Origin of the sequence: Lysinibacillus sp. BS3 (assembly GCF_039614735.1) — a bacterium.
In the GTDB taxonomy this organism is placed as follows: Bacteria; Bacillota; Bacilli; order Bacillales_A; family Planococcaceae; genus Lysinibacillus; species Lysinibacillus capsici.
The window spans coordinates 4,533,672-4,551,293 of the sequence record NZ_CP154860.1; the positions used below are offsets into that span (position 1 = coordinate 4,533,672).

Genomic DNA, 17,622 nt, shown 5'->3' on the forward strand with positions numbered 1-17,622 from the left:
GAAATGAATGAGCCATTAAAGTACTTTATTGAAAGCAATACACCACAAATTGAAGAGATGATGTTTGCACTTGTTGAACAAATTGATGCACCAGCAGATTTAAAGGAATCCATGCTTTATTCATTAAAGGCAGGGGGTAAACGAATTCGTCCGCTTTTTGTGTTAGCGGTACTAGAGCTTTACCGTAAAAATCTTCAGGACGGTTTGATTGTCGGTTCGGTTATTGAAATCATTCACACATATTCTTTAATCCATGATGATCTACCAAGCATGGATAATGATGATTTTAGAAGAGGCAAGCCAACAAATCATAAAGTTTATGGAGAAGCGCTGGCTACGCTTGCTGGTGATGCATTAAACACACTGGCATTTGGCATTTTAGCACGCATGGATATCTCTGCTGAAAAGCGTATTGAGCTTGTCCAGTTGCTAAGCGTTGCAGCAGGTGCAGAAGGCATGGTTGGTGGTCAAGTACTAGATATGGAAGGGGAGCAACGTCAGCTTAATTTAGCTGAATTGGAACAAGTCCATGTCAATAAAACAGGTGCTTTATTGCGTTTTAGTATTGAAGCGGGAGCCGTACTTGCAGATGTATCAGCACAAGACCGTGCTACATTGAAAGAATATGCGCACCATATTGGTTTAGCTTTCCAAATTCAAGACGATATTTTAGATATTGAGGGAACGACTGAAGAACTAGGAAAAACAGCTGGAAAAGATGTCGCTAGTGATAAAAGCACTTATCCAGCACTCTTAACCCTAGAGGGAGCAAAAGAAAAGCTTGCTGAGCATTATCAACATGCCATTAACGCACTCGATCAATTACCAATAGATGTCAGCCTATTACGTGACTTTGCTGCTTATATAGTTCATCGTAAAAACTAAGAGAAAATCAAGGCGTTGAAGGAAAAGAATATGCTAGAATAGGTGGGAACGTTTGCAATATGTAAACAATGAAGTGCTCGTACTTTTAGCATATTGATAACACTGCTATAATGGTGGAAACACAATTGCGGTGAATATTTTATTGAAAAGGTGTGTGAGAAAGGTGGATTTAAATAAAATAACTAGTCCATCCTTTTTAAAAAACTTAAATAAGAAGGAGCTTGAGCAGCTTGCCCAAGAAATTCGTACCTTCTTAATCGAAAAATGTTCTGTCACAGGTGGGCATATCGGGCCAAATTTAGGCGTAGTTGAGTTAACGATGATGCTGCATAAAATGTTTGACAGTCCTAAAGATAAGTTTTTGTGGGATGTTGGCCACCAAGCTTACGTGCATAAAATTTTAACAGGTCGTGCGAGTCAATTTGACACACTACGTCAGTTCAAAGGGCTTTGTGGATTTCCGAAGCGCGTGGAGAGTGAACATGATGAGTGGGAAACAGGTCATAGCTCGACATCTTTATCAGCAGCCATGGGTATGGCAGCAGCACGTGATATAAAAAAAGAAAACAACTTTGTTATCCCTATTATTGGTGATGGGGCTTTAACAGGTGGTATGGCACTTGAGGCATTAAATCATATTGGCCATGCAAAAACAAATATGATTGTCATCCTCAATGATAATGAAATGTCGATTGCACCAAATGTTGGCGCATTACACAATGTTTTAGGTCGTCTACGTACAGCCAAGGAGTATTCAAAAGCCAAGGAAGAGCTGGAATCACTTATTAATAAGATTCCAGTATTAGGTGGAAAGCTTGCCTCTACTGTTGAACGCGTAAAGGATAGCTTAAAATATTTAGTAGTATCTGGTGTGTTTTTTGAGGAGCTAGGTTTTAAATATCTTGGTCCAATTGATGGACATGATTTTGAAGCGCTTGAAATGACATTATCACATGCGAAAAAAGTAAAAGGGCCAGTCCTTGTTCATGTTATTACGAAAAAAGGAAAGGGCTATAAACCAGCCGAGGATGATACAATCGGAAATTGGCATGGAACAGGTCCTTATAAAATTGAAAATGGTGCCTTTGTGAAGTCTGAGACTACTGGACCAGCTTGGAGTAGTTTAATTGCTGAGACGGTTCGTAAAATTGCTCATGAAAATGAGCGAGTGGTAACGATTACACCTGCCATGCCTGTAGGTTCAAAGCTACAAGGTATTCAAAAGGACTTCCCAAATCGTTTCTTTGATGTAGGGATTGCGGAGCAGCATGCGGCAACGATGGCTGCAGGATTAGCTACGCAAAAGATGAAGCCATTTTTAGCGATTTATTCTACGTTCCTGCAACGTGCATATGACCAAGTATTGCATGATATTGCTCGCCCGAATTTAAATGTCTTTATTGGTATTGATCGGGCTGGTTTAGTGGGAGCAGATGGGGAAACACATCAAGGTGTATTTGATATTGCTTTCCTTCGTCATATTCCAAACATGACAATTATGATGCCAAAGGATGAGAATGAAGGGCAACATATGGTAAAAACAGCAATTGATTATGATGGTGGTCCTATTGCACTTCGTTATCCACGTGGTAATGGAATTGGTGTGCCATTAGATGATGAGCTTATAGCTTTACCAATTGGTAGCTGGGAAGTTTTACGTGAGGGGAAAGATGCATCTATTTTGACATTTGGAACAACGATTCCAATGGCAATGGCTGCTGCTGAAATGCTTGCGCAACAAGGAATCGATATTGAAGTGGTCAATGCACGCTTTATCAAACCGATGGATGAGGATATGCTACACCGTATATTATCTAGTCAAAAACCGATTTTAACAATTGAAGAAGCTGTTCTACAAGGTGGATTTGGTAGTGGTGTATTAGAGTTTGCTCATGACCACGGCTATTTAAATGCACTAGTTGATCGAATGGGCATTCCAGATCAATATATTGAGCATGGTAACGTAGATCAGCTACTCGCAGAAATTCATATGACAGCAGAAGATACGGTTGCACGTATGCATGTATTACTTCAACAAAAACAGCAAGTGGGTTTGAATAAATAATGACAAAACAACCAAAAGAACGTGTAGATATTTTACTTGTAGAGCGTGGACTATGTGAAACAAGAGAAAAAGCAAAACGGTCCATTATGGCAGGCCTTGTCTTTTCAAATGAAATACGAATTGATAAGGCAGGCGAGAAAATTGCCGTCGATGCACCGCTACAAGTAAAGGGCTCAGATTTAAAATATGTGAGTCGTGGAGGCCTTAAATTAGAAAAGGCGCTACAAATTTTTGATATGTCTGTAGAAGGGAAGCTAATGCTTGACATTGGCTCCTCTACAGGTGGCTTTACAGATTGTGCCTTACAACATGGTGCAAGACATTGCTATGCACTAGATGTTGGTTCGAACCAATTAGCATGGAAAATTCGCTCTGATGAACGAGTGACAGTAATGGAGAAAACGAATTTTCGCTACACAACGGCAGCTGATTTATCAGAAGGTTTACCTGATTTTGCAACAATCGATGTTAGCTTTATTTCGTTATCACTGATTTTACCAGTATTAAAAACATTATTGCTGCCAGGCGGGGATGTTATGGCATTGGTGAAACCTCAGTTTGAAGCTGGGAAAGATAAAGTAGGTAAAAAAGGAATTGTTCGTGATAAAAAAGTACATTTAGAAGTTTTGGAAAAAACGGCTGCAATGGCAACTGAGGTTGGTTTTGTAGTAAAAGATGCTTCATTCTCTCCAATCACAGGTGGAGAAGGAAATATTGAATTTTTATTCCATTTAGTGAATCCTATTGGACAAGAAGTGCTACCTGCATATACAGCTTTTAATGCACTCGTTGAAGAAGCGCATAATTCATTAAAATAACACGTGCTCGCTTATAGAGCCGTGTTTTTTCTTGTGCTTTTTTGTTGAAAATGGTAGTGTGATTATACACATATACAATTATTTATAAGAGGTGATTTCGTTGAATAAGGGACAACGACATATACGGATTCGGGATATTATCGCCAATCATGAAATTGAAACACAAGATGATTTAGTCGATTTTTTAAAAGAAGCAGGCTATAATGTGACACAAGCTACTGTATCACGAGATATTAAAGAGCTTCATTTAGTAAAAGTACCATTACAGGATGGGCGTTATAAATATAGCCTACCCGCAGATCAACGTTTCAATCCAGTCCAAAAATTACATCGTGCATTAGCGGATGCTTTTGTAAGTATTGATGGGGCATCACATTTTTTAGTCATGAAAGCTCTTCCTGGGAATGCGAATGCCATTGCTTCCCTACTTGACCATTTAGATTGGCCCGAAATTTTAGGTACAATTTCTGGAGATGATACCATTTTAATTATTTGTCGAAATGAAAATGAGCGTGAAAATACAAAAAATCGTTTATTAGACATGCTATAAAAAATGGTTAATTTGATTTAGAGGTGACAATTTGTGTTAAGAGAGCTTAGTATTCGAAACTTTGCCATCATTGAGGATTTGACTGTCAGCTTTTTAGAAGGCTTAACAGTTCTCACTGGGGAAACAGGTGCCGGAAAATCTATTATCATTGATGCGGTGCATTTACTTGCAGGAGGACGAGGCAACACTGAATTTATTCGTCATGGCGCAAGAAAAGCAGAATTGGGTGGCTTATTTCAAATTTCGAGTTCAGTTCATCCTGTTCTGAAAAAGTTAGAAGAAGCAGGCATTGAAATAGAAGAAGATACAATTATTTTACGTCGTGATTTGAATGATACCGGTAAAAGTATTTGCCGAGTGAATGGAAAGCTCGTGCCTTTGTCGGTACTAAGAGACATTGGGGCAAGTCTCATAGATATTCATGGCCAACATGAAAATCAAGAGCTAATGGATGAAAAGCAGCACATCAATTTGCTTGATCAGTTTGCAGAAGAAGAGCTGTCGCCGATTCAAAAAAACTATCGCGCCCAATATGATGAATACCGTTTGCTCAAAAAAGACTTAGCTTCTATATCCATTGATGAGCAGTTGATGGCACAACGTATCGATTTGTATCAATTTCAAATTAAAGAGTTGGACGAAGCTAATTTAAAGTTAGGTGAGGAAGACGAGCTTCTAGACGAACGCCGTCGTCTGATGAATTTTAATAAAATTTTTGAACGTTCTAGTGCAGCCTATGAAGCCATTCAGGGCGAAACGAAAGGGCTTGATTGGATCGGAACAGCAATGGGTGCTTTAGAAGATGCTGCAACGGTTGATGAACAATTCAAAGAATCATCTGAGGCAGTGACAACTGCGTTTTATGCATTACAGGATGCAGCCTATCAGGTCAAAAATGTGTTAGATGAATTGGAATTTGACCCTGCACGTTTAAACGAGGTTGAGCAGCGTTTAGCGTTGTTGCAAACTTTAAAACGCAAATATGGTACGACAGTGGAAGAGATTTTGGCTTATTATGAAAAAATTAAAAACGAGTTAAATGAGCTGTTGAATCGTGATGAGATTTTGCAGGTGAAAGAACGACGTGTGTTAGAGATGGAAGCTGTACTCAATGAGCTGGCTAGTGAACTTTCAACTGTACGTAAAGCTGCAGCTCAACAATTGAGTGAAGCAATTATGGCAGAGCTACGTGAATTACATATGGAAAAAGCAAAATTTATTGTCAATTTCGATGAATTACCCTATTTCGATGCCAATGGGAAAGATCAAATTATCTTCTACATTTCCACAAACGTTGGGGAACCACCAAAGTCTTTACCGAAAATTGCATCAGGTGGAGAATTATCACGAATGATGCTAGCGTTGAAAACCATTTTCTCTTCTTCCAATGGAATTACTTCCATTATCTTTGATGAGGTGGATACAGGTGTCAGTGGTCGGGTTGCGCAGGCGATTGCAGAGAAAATTGCCGCGATTTCTGTTAATTCTCAAGTTTTATGTATTTCACATTTACCTCAAGTTGCAGCGATGGCTGATCATCATTACTTCATTAAAAAAGAAGTCGAGCATGATCGAACGTTTACTTCCTTATCAGAGATTGATCAAGATGCTCGTATAGAGGAAGTTAGCCGTATGATGTCTGGAACGGAAATTACAGCGTTGACACTACAGCATGCCACGGAGCTTTTAAAAATGGCAGATGAACGAAAAAAACAAATGCGTTAACCATTATTCCAGAAACAGTTTCAGCTGTTTCTGGCTTTTTTCATTTTGCGCAAATATTTACCGCTTATAAGAACGTCACAACAACACATAGTAAAAAGACAAAAATGAAAAGGAGGTGTCGTATGAATCGTCATTGGCGTCAATTAGTCATTTTGCCTATGCTCATCTTTTTATTAGTGTTGCCTATACAAGCTTTAGCCGCCAAAAAGCTTATACCAATGGGCGAAGCAATTGGAATTCAACTTCAATTGTCCCATGTATTTGTCGCACACGATGTACTGTTAGCTTCCAATCAGTGGATGAAAGGAGGCGCTGTTATTGAAAAAATAAACGATATACCAGTAAAATCTCTTGCTGATGCCAAGCAGGCTGTGGCAAAAGATGGCCAACAGACATGGACGATCAATAGTGAAGGCCAACAAATTACATTGGAATTACAAAACCAAGAAGCAGAGCATGTCATTTCCTTTTTAAAAGATGAAACAGATGGAGTAGGAACACTGACTTATATTGATCCAGAGACAAAAAATTACGGTGCACTAGGTCATCAAATTGTCGATTCAACCCTACAAGAAGCCCCTGTTTTTAGAGCTGGCTCCATTTTTTTAGCTTCTATTCAGCAAATCCGAAAAAGCACACCAGGCCAACCTGGCTATAAAATTTCCTCCATTGAAAAGCATCAAGAACGTCTAGGTAGTATAGATAAAAATACTATTTATGGTATTTTTGGCCGCTGGGAAGACGGTTATCAACAAAGATTACCCAAAGCGATAGAAATTATGCATGAAAAAGATATAAAAACGGGGAAAGCTGAAATCTATACAGCCATTGAAGGCAGTAAGGTGGAAACCTTTTCAATAGAAATTACCAAAGTGGAAAATGAACGCCTTGAATTTATAGTATCTGACGAGAAGCTCATTGAAAAAACAGGTGGCATTTTGCAGGGAATGAGTGGCAGTCCTATTATCCAAGACGGTCGTTTTGTCGGTGCTGTGACACATATGTTTGTGGAGGAGCCGAAAAAAGGTGCAGCGCTAACAGTAGCGGAAATGTTAAGAAGGTCTTCATAAAAAGGTATGAAAGGTAAAAATCCGTTTAATTTTCCCCAGGCAGGACAAAAGCCGCGGGAAACTACACGGATTTTTTACCCTTATTTCATCGAATCCAACATGTATTTCCGATAATTTCCTGAAGAAGGCATGATATTTAAAAAAACTGTAGTTTTATCTACTAAATTTATCTAAAATAAGTTATAAGAGCATTCGACAAGTCGCGTCATTTAGCGTAACTTGTCGATATTAAAAGAAAGTATCGGACTACATACTCATTTTTGGAAATAGAAAAGGTTTTTAAAACAAAAATGTCGAAAATTCCACAGTGTGCCAAAAACGGCATTTAGGGGTTTAGGTTATCGCTTTGAGGTGTTCAAAGCAAGTCCAGAAGGAGGAATTGAAATGACAAAGGTAAAAGTAGCGATTGCAGATGATAATCGTGAGTTATTAAAAACAATGGAGCAGTATTTTCAAGGACATGCCGAAATAGAAATTATTGCAACTGCTTCAAATGGAAAAGTATGTCTACAAATGCTTGAGGAATTTACACCAGATATTTTACTTCTAGATATAATAATGCCTCATCTTGACGGTTTAGCTGTATTAGAGTCCATGTATCAAAATGAGAAAATGTCATCCATTCAAGTCATTATGCTAACGGCTTTTGGCCAAGAGGATGTCATGAAACAGGCGGTGGATTTAGGAGCTTCTTATTTCATGCTAAAGCCCTTTGAATTCGACCAATTGGTACAAAAGATTTTACATTGTGCTGGACAGAAGGCGACACTTCCGAAAAAGACAAGCGTATTACAACCGACAGTACCTCAAAAATTAAATCAGCATCAATTAGACAGTACGATTACAGCCATCATCAAAGAAATCGGTGTACCTGCACATATTAAGGGCTACTCCTATTTGCGTGAAGCCATTCAAATGGTCTTTGAGGATATTGAATTATTAGGATCTGTGACAAAAATTTTATATCCAGAAATCGCTAAAAAATTTAATACGACACCATCCCGCGTGGAACGTGCGATTCGTCACGCCATAGAGGTAGCCTGGAATCGTGGCAATTATGAATCCATTTCGTCAATGTTTGGCTATACAGTCCATCACTTGAAATCCAAACCAACAAATAGCGAATTCATCGCCATGATCGCAGACAAAATTCGTATTGATATGATGGCTAGCTAAACGTTGGTATGACTGCGTTTATGGACGACAGGCTAGCGGAGAATATGCGGTAAACTTATTATATAAAACAGTTATATTACGTTAATTATAACGTCTTCTTAAACAGTTTTTTACGACTGATTAAGGGGGCGTATTTTTTTATGGCTTTAAATCCGTTTTTAGTAGAAATTGATCGCTACATGCTCGATTGTTCAGCGAAAGGTCTGTCGCCTAAAACATTAAAATCGTATGAACAGACGCTTAGATTATTCGCAAGGTACTTATTGGATAACTTCGAAATAGATGACGTTAAAAGCGTCAAGGTAGAGCATATTCAAGCTTATATTCGTTCAATCGAAGATAGAGGTAAGTTTACAGTAAGTGCCGTAGAATCGCCTGTAAACTACCCAGAACGACGGGTCGATTTTGGTAAACCGGTGAGTAAAACGACAATAGCGAATTATGTACGTAACATAAAAGCATTTTATTCGCATTTATATTCAGAGCAACTTATTCGCAGCAATCCGTTAAAGGATTTAAAGAATGTTAAACCCGAGCGAAAAATCAAAGTTATGCTCGAAGATAATGAATTAAAACAGTTTTTCCGTTCTTTCGACGTTACTAAATTCGATCAATACCGTGATTGGGTAATAGCTCGATTAATCTTTGATAGCGGTGCTAGGATTGGCGAAATTTTAGAAGTGGTGCCATCAGATATTGATTTACGTAGTAACGCAATTTTATTAAGGAAGACTAAATCGGGAAAGCAACGATTTGTTTATTTCTCACAGAAAACTCGCAATAACTTAAAATCGTGGATTGCATTTAAAGATAGATATACAGATTGTAATTACCTATTCCCGACAAATCGAGGGACAAAGCATCGTATAGAAGGCGTGGAGCGTTCGTTTAGACTTCGGAGTCGAGACGTTGGCCTTCAAATAACACCGCACTTACTTCGAAATAATTTTGCTAAGAGGTATCTAATAAACGGTGGTGATTTAGCAACATTATCTCGACTTCTCGGACATGCGAGTGTTGAGGTCACATCGCAAATCTATCTTGATTTCGCTGATAAGGAAGTGATGAAGAAGTATCGACAGCATAGTCCGCTTGAAAATTTGGATATTTAAACAGAAAAAAGCCGGCTGACGTTGGAGCGTCGACCGACTTTACAACTTAATATCTACGCTAATAATTGCCTGCCAGCAATTGCGTTTACTTAGGGTTCATTATATCGAAAAAAATTCGATGATGCAACTCCTATTAAGTGCACACTTTTTTAGCAGTAGCGACGAGGATTCGCCAACCAATTCGTCGTTAATCTAACCTTGGAAGGTTATCGCTTAGCCGTTGCAATAATTAAGCGTAGGCTGCAGAATACGAGTTCCCTATTCCTCGTTGCGGCCGAACGGTGAAAGCTACCGATAAGTGCTGTATGAAGGATACCGATTGCTCTACGGAGCAGTAGCGTATTTCATGCTTAACGTGTCGCAGCCCGACAATATGATCGGAACGGCGGCTTAAATGTGCAACGTAAGACTGCGTTTGCAAGCGTTATAGCTCGCTCAAGGGATTGGTGAGAGTTAAAGGAATACGGAGAGAAATCTCGTAATTGAATAGGGCGGCACACTCAACGCGACGGTGACGTCAGCCGAACCGGATTATCTATCTTGTTCCTTAACATCGCTATTTCAGCCTTGTTTTGCGAACAAGGTAGATAATTTTGCGGTCAGCCTTCCGCTCTAATTCAGTCAGCCAAAGCGAAAGCTTCAAGTCAACTAATAATACCAAATAATAGAATAATAATTTATAATTACTATATGTTAATTGAAAAATTAAAAAAGTTGGTGTTTTAGATGCGGGATTATTTAATAAAGAATAAAAGATTCGTTCTTAAGTACAGTGTTTACATAATAATATTCGTTTTTATTGCTGCAATTGTAGTTAACTTAATTGCTAAAACAGATTTAGGTTTTAATGTTTCTCAAAATTCCACTTGGATTAGCTTTTACGCCACAATTATCGCTGCTATTTTCGGAGGGGTAATAAGTGGAGGGTTAACTCTATTAGGAGTAATACATACAATTAATTCTCAAGATAAAAAAGAAAGACGAAACCAATTACCTAAAAAAATGATGGAAGCTGAAAAATTAAATGGTTTAATGCTTGATATTTTAAAATCCTATGAAGTGCATAATCAATTGGACGAATCAAAAGCATTTATTCCTAAAAGGTCAGTAAATAGAATTAGAGAGCTAACAAGTTCATGCATGGAGTTTAAACAAAAATACTTGGAAGATGCTGCAAAAGTTAATTTTGAATTCTATGATTGTGTTTATTCTATGTTCGAAAGAATAATTAGAATAGATAGGATAATCAATTCTGATAAAATTTACATCTACGTGGACGAAGAATATCAAGATGCGGAGTTCATACATGATTACAAAGGATACGATCCTTCTATATATGAAAATATCGAGAATGAGTTAAAGGTAATGAGACGCTTTAAAACAGATCTAAATTCGGAAGTATTGAAACTGAGAGACGAATATATCGATTTATCCAATTAAAAATGGCGCACGCTAACGATTTACTCGTCTTGTCAAGCTTAGAAAATAAAACCTCCGACGATTTGTGTAAATTGCTAGACGTTGGCCATAAAAAACGCCTCACTGCGAGGGCAGTAAAGCGTCATATTTTTGGAAAAAGCTAATAGCACGTTGTTGCTATATAGCTTATGAAGCTGATATGTCGTTTTAGAACTAACTTTTGATACTTTTTAAAAAGTCGCGAATCTCGACGGCATGAGCTGCTAGTAAATATCCGCAACAACAAGCGATTAATAATTCTATAGCTTTACTGCGGTGACCTAACGCCCAAGAAGCGCCAGCAAATACGATAACCAATACGACGCCTTGATCGAATAGAGTCATAACTGTATCGTAAATTTTAAAAAACGTGCTGCTTCCGTCGTTTGCGTACGCAATTCCTGGCGTCAGTAATAGAGGGATCGTTGAGTACATAACTTTAAGGCTACTATTCAAAGTCTTTCTTTCCAAGACAGTTTCTTTTGGTTTACGGATTACTAACGGACTATAACTGTCTCTTAAATCCCAAACACTTTCCAATGTTGCACCTCCGTATGTTTTTTGCGAATACGGGTTAAAGTAATAAAAAATATAGCGAGGTGTTTTAGATGCTATTTGTGGTAGGAATGGGTCTCGGTGCAGGTGCTTATGTAGTGCTACATCACGTTATTCCGGCATTTTTTAATTAATAATTGCAAAATATTGAGCGCAGGCGAATAAGGCCTGTGCTTTTTTACTTTTCATAAATAAAAATATCCTTTATATCGTAAGTGCGTGTCGTGTCTAATTCGTTCATGGCGTTTAGGATTTTACTTAATGTCTCAAAAGTGATTCCTTTGGTTTTATTGTTTACTAATTCATGAAGTGTTGCTGGTCTTATTCCTGCTTTAACTGCGATTGCATTTCGTGTTAATGATGTGTTTTCTAATGTCTCGTTCAGTGTAATTTTTATTGTCATAATATCACTCCTTCCTCGTAGTATAGCATGTTTTAAAACAATATAAAACTTTTCCCGTATTACGCTTGACGTATTATATGTAAGGTGGTATCTTTATATTACGAATTAAGTAATACTTTTTAGGTAATAAAAACGATGGGTATTGCTTATATTAAGAAATTTAAAATATGGGGAGGCTTTACAGATGAATCAAACTATTGAACACGTAACTTTAGATGACGACTACTCAGTAACGATGGTGACAACGGAATTAATGGAAGGTGTGCAGCTAATTACTTGCGCAGATGAATGTGAAGCTACGTTAATGATTAATGACCAGGATATCAATCTAGTTTACACAGCGGAATTAGCGAATATCATAGGAAACCTCAGCAACTATACAGCGGAGCAACTGCTCCTGGCATTAGCGCAAGTTGATCGATTAGTTTCTTAATACATTATTTACTTCTGTTGACGTTAAATCACGCTTTGATTGACATCATTTGTACCTGAATAAACGATTGGAGGAGTTAATATGTGCGAGTATCATTCAAAATTTAATGGATTATTATTGGAATTAAACAATCAACGAGGCATATTAACTAAAGAGTTGTCTCGACTAGATAAGTATATTAGTAGTATGTATCACGACTTAGAGGGAATCGATCCATCAGAAGAATTTTCGTTAAGTTTTGTAACGCAATTACAAGACACACTTAAAAAGCGTCGAGTTGTGAAGGATGAAATGGCTAGGTTGGATGCTGTTTTAAATCCACTACGAAATATAGCCGGAGATATTGAAACTTCAGTAAACATTCGTAAGAAGGTCAGTAAACGCTGGAAAAGAGATTTTAAGATGACGTTAACTATAGAGGAAGTAATCTCGGATTCAAATTAATCCTGAACGATATTAAAGCGAATTGTTATGAGGAAGCTCACTTGCGCCAACTGATCCTGCGCCAACAGGACTGGCAAATCTTAGAGTAGTTCTTGTTCGTGACAATTTGTCACAATCAAATCGTAGCGCCAACTGCGATTAGAGACGGTTACTTTGCAGAGTAGCCGTTTTTCTATTACGTGCTTAGCTCATATATAAGTTGACTCGATTGTCAAAATTTTTGACGTTTGATTGTGCGCCGTGCGCGCAAACGAAGCATAGCGCCATCGATTCGCCTTTATAAACGTGGCTAAAAACGGTTTTAAATCGCAAGTCGACGTATTTATCATGCGAAGGCTAGAACGTCTAAAACGAAAGGAGAATTAACGGAAATGAACGAAGTAGCAGTGTTTCAATACGAAAATTTAGACTTAGCAACCGCTGACTTTCTACGTATGAAAGAGTCGAATATGCGAGAGATTGTAGGTAAGGCGTATACGAATTTAGGGCGAGAATTAAAAGAGGCACAAGACGTGCTGGCAAAGAATGGGTACGGCTGTTTTCAATCGTGGGCAGAGAGTATCGGCATCAAACGTAATAAGGTTTACGATTTAATTAGGAGATATGAAACGATTATCCGAATTTCGGATGAACAAACTCGCGAATTAATCGAGGACTTACCCGTTTCCTTAACATACGAAATCGCTAAGCCTTCCGCAGAGTCCACGAAAGCAAAGGCGCAAGCAAAATCGGAAGTACTCGATGGTAAAATCGACACATTAAAAGCGTATCGCGAACGTATCAACGAATTAGAAGCGCAAGCCAAACAGGCTACGGAAAAAGCAGAGCAAGCCGAATCTGCCCGACAAATAGCCGAGGAAATATATTTTATCGAAAAGTTGTCCCTAAATAGGACGTTTTAGTGTGCATTATATAGTAGATGAAAGTTTTGCAGAAATTCGGACGTCCGAACATTTGACGATCTGGGGCACGAATATTGCATATCAAAAGTGGCTTAACGCTTAGAGCGAGTAAGATTGAATGGAAGTGAAGGAAAAAAGTTTAAAAAAATGCAAAAAAGCACTTTACATTCCGCAAGTGCTGACGATATAATAAAAGTTGGTATTTATATTTTTGCGCAAAATATAACCATCATAACATTTTTATTATTTATAATGTCATTATACAGGAGGATGAACAACAATGCAAGCGAAAATCGAAAAATTTATAGTAATCCATTCTCGCCAAGTAGCACAGGAAATTATCGATGCGGGACAAGCTTTAATCAAAATGGAGCCAAGTCGACATAGGCGAGGCAAACTTGTCTTTATATTTGAACGATCACATCTTATCGATGAAATTCTGACCCGTAGTTCTCGACGACCTCAACCGCAACACTTATCCGAAATAAAAAGTGCTTATTGACCGTTAGAAACCTCGTCATATCAACGTTTGTGAGGTGTCGTCCTTAAAGAGAGGTATATAAAAAGTGCTTATCATCGATGACAGTTTACTGGCAGCGATAGGCGAATGAAATGAGCCGTAGAGTTCTTTACGAAGCATTCGCTAACGCTCATACTTCTATTTTTGCTAATCGCAAAAATGATATCTGTTGATAAACACTTATATCGATATAAAAGTGCTTAACGCTAATTCTATGTAACTTATATTCTCGTAAATTCAGTTTTGTTGTCATTTATTCGTGTATATCGTTTTGTCCCTTAAAGATAGGCATATAAAAAGTGCTGAGGCGGTGGGGTCGTCGTCTACAACAATAATTCTACAAATCGGAGGTTTTCAAATGGAAATGAAAAACGTAACGGTAATTGATTCGGTGATGGGAGCAGGTAAGACGACTTATGCTATTGACTACATTAACGGTGCGAGTCCATTGGAGCGTTTCATTTATGTTACGCCGTTCTTAGCTGAGGTCGACCGTGTGATTAGCTCGGTAACGGGTCGCGAGTTTGTACAACCAACGAATAACGTAGAAGGCGGTAGTAAATTAACGAGCCTAAAGCGATTGATTGAGGACGGTAGAGACATCGTAGCGACGCATAGCCTATTTGAAATGGCAGACGATGAACTGCGCTACTTGTTGCGTGAGAATAACTACACGTTGATTTTGGACGAGGTTATAAGCGTCATAGATAAGGCAGGCGTTTCACCGTCTGATATGCGACTACTACTCGATAAAGGCTTAGTAAAAATGGAGAACAACAAAGTCGTTTGGACTGCGAGCGAAGTTGAATATGAGTACGGGGTATTCGACCGCATCAAGTTATTAGCGCAAGCTGGGACGCTTTTTTATCACCGTGACAAATACTTAATTTATGCGTTTCCGCCTTCAATCTTCGAAACTTTTACTAGTGTATACGTTTTGACATATCTATTTGAGGCGCAGTTAATGAAATATTATTTCGAGTTGTATTCGATTCCTTACGATTTAAAAGCAGTCAAAGACGGCCAATTAATCGAGTATGACAAGCGCCAGGAAGGACGAGAGCACCTTCGTTCATTAATTACTCTCTATGACGGACCGCACAACGATCATGGCAGTGTTCCGACCGCGTTTTCTAAAGGTTGGCTGAGCCGTCGAAGCGATGGAGAAATGGCTGCAATTCGTTCTAGTATGCAGTCGTATGTCCGAAATATCATCAAAGCAAAGACTGACGAAGTTTTATGGACGACGATTAAAAGTTATCAAACGGATTTAAAAGGTAAGGGCTACACAAAGGGTTTTCTAGCGTGTAATGCCCGTGCGTCTAACGAATACGCAGACCGTTCAACGTTAATGTACTGCTACAACCGTTACATGCATCCTATCGAGAAGTCGTTCTTTCAAGATCACGATATAACTGTTAGTGAGGATAAGCTAGCGGTATCAGACTTACTTCAATGGGTTTGGCGCTCACGCATCCGTAAAGGCGAATCTATCAATCTATATATGCCTGCTAGACGTATGCGAGAACTACTCGAAAAATGGGCACGATACGAAATCTAATGATAAAACTCTTCAAAAAACTATTCTGCAAAGGGGAAATTAGATTATGACTACTACTTATAAACTAAAACAGGGCGAAGTGTTAAAAGATACTGCTTTTAAAAATCCAGGCACAGGAGCAATCGAATTTGCACGTAGTTATATTGGACCAGGGCATGATTATGATGAAATGCTCGAAATTATGTCAGATATAATAGACGGTTATTTCACTGAGGTACATGATAAAAAGGTAAAACGTTGTCAATGCTGTGGGTTCTACTATCGTGATAAAACTAAAAATAACAGCGCGACAACTTGTTCTGCAGAATGCAAAGCAGGTAAAGATGTAGTTTTAAAAACATACAAACGTAGAGTGAAGGCAGAACAGCAAGGTACGGCCCGCAAATCTTATAAACACGGTCGGTATTTTGGAGGGGAGTACCCGTTTTGGATTAATGATGACGCAATGTTTGAGTATGATCGTAAGCATAAAATTTATAAGCACGGTGAGGATTTAGAAGAAGTGGTGGCTAGAGCACAGCGCCGAGCACAAATGGGAGGAAAGAAACGTATCACAACTAACTTCGGGCTTTATGAAGGTGAGTGGAGTACTGCTGAAACTCAAAGACTACCTGAGTTTTGGGGCGATACGCCAACAACAGGTGGAAAGTGCAAAATAATCAAGATGACTCGAGAAGAAATAGAAGCAGAGTTATTGGCTCGGTACGGGGAAAGAAAACTCGAAAATGCTCGCCAAAGAGCGCTTGGCCATGCTAAATCAATCGGGAGAATTTAGGTGTGGACACCTCGGCTATATATGAGGAAGCCGATACGGAAAAGTCGGCTATTTTATTTAGATATTTAGCGTAAATAACAACAAAAGACTACAAAACGGGAGGGGAGTTTATTATGGATTTTAGCGATTTCCTACGAAAAACGAGATTTTTCTATGGCTTAACACTTAGTCAACTATCAGAACGTATTAACTATTCAATCGGACATATTAACGATGTTGAGAATAGAAGAAAACCAGCATCAGATAAATTTAAAGCGACGGTTAGACGTGAATTTCCTCGGAATGAAGCGTTTGACCGTTTTTTATATGCAGAAAAAGAAGGTGAGCATCAATGGTTAATGAAATGACACGCAAATGTCGCACTTGCAAAGAAGTTAAGAATTTAACCGAATTTACCCGACGTCCAAAAGCGCCACAAGGACGAGAGTACCAATGCAAGGCATGTCGTAGTAAAGCTCGTTATGAAAATGGAGCTTACATACGAGAGCGATTTCGTAAACATCAGTATCGTCATAATAGCACTATGTTTTATACAGATGTGACTATTAACGCTGTATTAACTGCAGATAAATGCTGTTACTGTGGTGACGAACTTACACGGGAAAAGGAACATGCGAAACAAGCGACGCTCGATCACGTATATCTCGGTCACAATATCGATGATAACGTGGTTGTTTGCTGTCGTAGCTGTAATACTTCAAAAGGACAATTACACATCTATGACTATTACCGACGGTCAGCTAGTTTCACAGACGAGTTGTGGAATGAATTCGTTAAACAATTTGCAAGTCGATTATTGAGGCGTGAGCCAAACGAACAAGAAATCGAAGCCTGGAAACAAGGCTTTAAAGAAGAAAGCGAGGAAATGAAACGATATGGAGCATAAAAAGTATTCATCTAATTATCACGGCGAAGGTAAGCGAGCAAAGCCGAAACGAAGAAGGAAACAATTCAATCGCAATGGTATCGAAATCCACGGACAGCGACCGCCAAGGCCGCGAGTAATTAATGGGATGGTGTTTTATTAATGCAGATTTACTACAGTAATGACAACAAAGAACATTGCGTTTACATCGATGAGGGAGAACACCAGTATCAGATATTCTTGCCGAAAGAAGTGGCCACACTGGATGCGCGATATTTTGTGCAATCAGAGGCAGCTAATTACGT

Annotated in this window: 19 protein-coding genes; 17 read left to right on the forward strand and 2 right to left on the reverse strand. The window is 38.6% G+C overall.

Going from position 1 to position 17,622, the window contains the following annotated elements:
• The first annotated feature begins 3 nt into the window (after positions 1 to 3).
• From AAJG31_RS22680 to AAJG31_RS22720, 9 genes are all read left to right on the forward strand, one after another.
• A complete protein-coding gene (locus tag AAJG31_RS22680; RefSeq protein ID WP_054549165.1) occupies positions 4 to 885 on the forward strand; it encodes a polyprenyl synthetase family protein in 882 nt (293 codons plus the stop codon).
• 163 nt (positions 886 to 1,048) lie between these two features.
• Positions 1,049 to 2,950: a 1-deoxy-D-xylulose-5-phosphate synthase gene (dxs, locus tag AAJG31_RS22685; protein WP_048392297.1), complete on the forward strand. Its 1,902-nt coding sequence runs from the start codon at positions 1,049 to 1,051 to the stop codon at positions 2,948 to 2,950.
• Positions 2,950 to 3,768 (forward strand): TlyA family RNA methyltransferase, encoded by an 819-nt coding sequence (locus AAJG31_RS22690; RefSeq protein WP_004231167.1) that lies wholly within the window; start codon positions 2,950 to 2,952, stop codon positions 3,766 to 3,768. The genes dxs and AAJG31_RS22690 overlap by 1 nt, the downstream gene beginning before the upstream one ends.
• Positions 3,769 to 3,868: 100 nt before the next feature.
• Positions 3,869 to 4,318 carry a transcriptional regulator ArgR gene (gene argR, locus AAJG31_RS22695; protein WP_004231170.1) on the forward strand — a complete coding sequence of 150 codons (450 nt, stop codon included), beginning with the start codon at positions 3,869 to 3,871 and terminating at the stop codon, positions 4,316 to 4,318.
• A gap of 33 nt (positions 4,319 to 4,351) precedes the next feature.
• Positions 4,352 to 6,043, forward strand: coding sequence for a DNA repair protein RecN (recN, locus tag AAJG31_RS22700; protein ID WP_054549167.1), 1,692 nt, complete (start codon positions 4,352 to 4,354; stop codon positions 6,041 to 6,043).
• Positions 6,044 to 6,165: 122 nt separating this feature from the next.
• Entirely contained in the window at positions 6,166 to 7,113 is a 948-nt protein-coding gene (locus AAJG31_RS22705) for a SpoIVB peptidase S55 domain-containing protein (RefSeq protein WP_048392300.1), read from the forward strand.
• A 384-nt stretch (positions 7,114 to 7,497) separates the two neighbouring features.
• A complete protein-coding gene (gene spo0A / locus AAJG31_RS22710; RefSeq protein ID WP_016993890.1) occupies positions 7,498 to 8,289 on the forward strand; it encodes a sporulation transcription factor Spo0A in 792 nt (263 codons plus the stop codon).
• A gap of 140 nt (positions 8,290 to 8,429) precedes the next feature.
• Positions 8,430 to 9,401 carry a tyrosine-type recombinase/integrase gene (locus AAJG31_RS22715; protein ID WP_279495469.1) on the forward strand — a complete coding sequence of 324 codons (972 nt, stop codon included), beginning with the start codon at positions 8,430 to 8,432 and terminating at the stop codon, positions 9,399 to 9,401.
• Positions 9,402 to 10,127: 726 nt separating this feature from the next.
• Positions 10,128 to 10,841, forward strand: a complete 714-nt coding sequence (locus AAJG31_RS22720; RefSeq protein WP_279495468.1) for a hypothetical protein — start codon at positions 10,128 to 10,130, stop codon at positions 10,839 to 10,841.
• A gap of 192 nt (positions 10,842 to 11,033) precedes the next feature.
• On the opposite strand, the gene AAJG31_RS22725 is transcribed toward AAJG31_RS22720, so the two are convergent.
• Entirely contained in the window at positions 11,034 to 11,399 is a 366-nt protein-coding gene (locus AAJG31_RS22725; protein WP_279495467.1) for a hypothetical protein, read from the reverse strand.
• Between the two features lie 193 nt (positions 11,400 to 11,592).
• Entirely contained in the window at positions 11,593 to 11,817 is a 225-nt protein-coding gene (locus tag AAJG31_RS22730; protein WP_009371981.1) for a helix-turn-helix transcriptional regulator, read from the reverse strand.
• 184 nt (positions 11,818 to 12,001) lie between these two features.
• Here AAJG31_RS22730 and AAJG31_RS22735 point away from each other — a divergent pair, with 184 nt between their 5' ends.
• The 8 genes from AAJG31_RS22735 (at position 12,002) to AAJG31_RS22770 (ending at position 17,338) form a co-directional block, all read left to right on the forward strand.
• The gene (locus AAJG31_RS22735) at positions 12,002 to 12,250 is read left to right on the forward strand and encodes a hypothetical protein (RefSeq protein ID WP_279495465.1); all 249 of its coding nucleotides are present in this window, start codon (positions 12,002 to 12,004) and stop codon (positions 12,248 to 12,250) included.
• 81 nt (positions 12,251 to 12,331) lie between these two features.
• Positions 12,332 to 12,694 carry a hypothetical protein gene (locus AAJG31_RS22740; protein WP_279495463.1) on the forward strand — a complete coding sequence of 121 codons (363 nt, stop codon included), beginning with the start codon at positions 12,332 to 12,334 and terminating at the stop codon, positions 12,692 to 12,694.
• Positions 12,695 to 13,065: 371 nt separating this feature from the next.
• Entirely contained in the window at positions 13,066 to 13,596 is a 531-nt protein-coding gene (locus AAJG31_RS22745; RefSeq protein ID WP_279495461.1) for a hypothetical protein, read from the forward strand.
• Between the two features lie 280 nt (positions 13,597 to 13,876).
• Positions 13,877 to 14,098: a hypothetical protein gene (locus AAJG31_RS22750; RefSeq protein WP_279495460.1), complete on the forward strand. Its 222-nt coding sequence runs from the start codon at positions 13,877 to 13,879 to the stop codon at positions 14,096 to 14,098.
• Between the two features lie 376 nt (positions 14,099 to 14,474).
• Positions 14,475 to 15,677 carry a DEAD/DEAH box helicase family protein gene (locus AAJG31_RS22755; protein WP_279495459.1) on the forward strand — a complete coding sequence of 401 codons (1,203 nt, stop codon included), beginning with the start codon at positions 14,475 to 14,477 and terminating at the stop codon, positions 15,675 to 15,677.
• 46 nt (positions 15,678 to 15,723) lie between these two features.
• Positions 15,724 to 16,452 carry a hypothetical protein gene (locus AAJG31_RS22760; protein ID WP_279495458.1) on the forward strand — a complete coding sequence of 243 codons (729 nt, stop codon included), beginning with the start codon at positions 15,724 to 15,726 and terminating at the stop codon, positions 16,450 to 16,452.
• Between the two features lie 113 nt (positions 16,453 to 16,565).
• A complete protein-coding gene (locus AAJG31_RS22765) occupies positions 16,566 to 16,799 on the forward strand; it encodes a helix-turn-helix transcriptional regulator (RefSeq protein ID WP_279495457.1) in 234 nt (77 codons plus the stop codon).
• Positions 16,784 to 17,338, forward strand: coding sequence for a hypothetical protein (locus AAJG31_RS22770; RefSeq protein WP_345803563.1), 555 nt, complete (start codon positions 16,784 to 16,786; stop codon positions 17,336 to 17,338). Before AAJG31_RS22765 ends, AAJG31_RS22770 begins: the two co-directional genes overlap by 16 nt.
• Positions 17,339 to 17,622 lie beyond the last annotated feature (284 nt).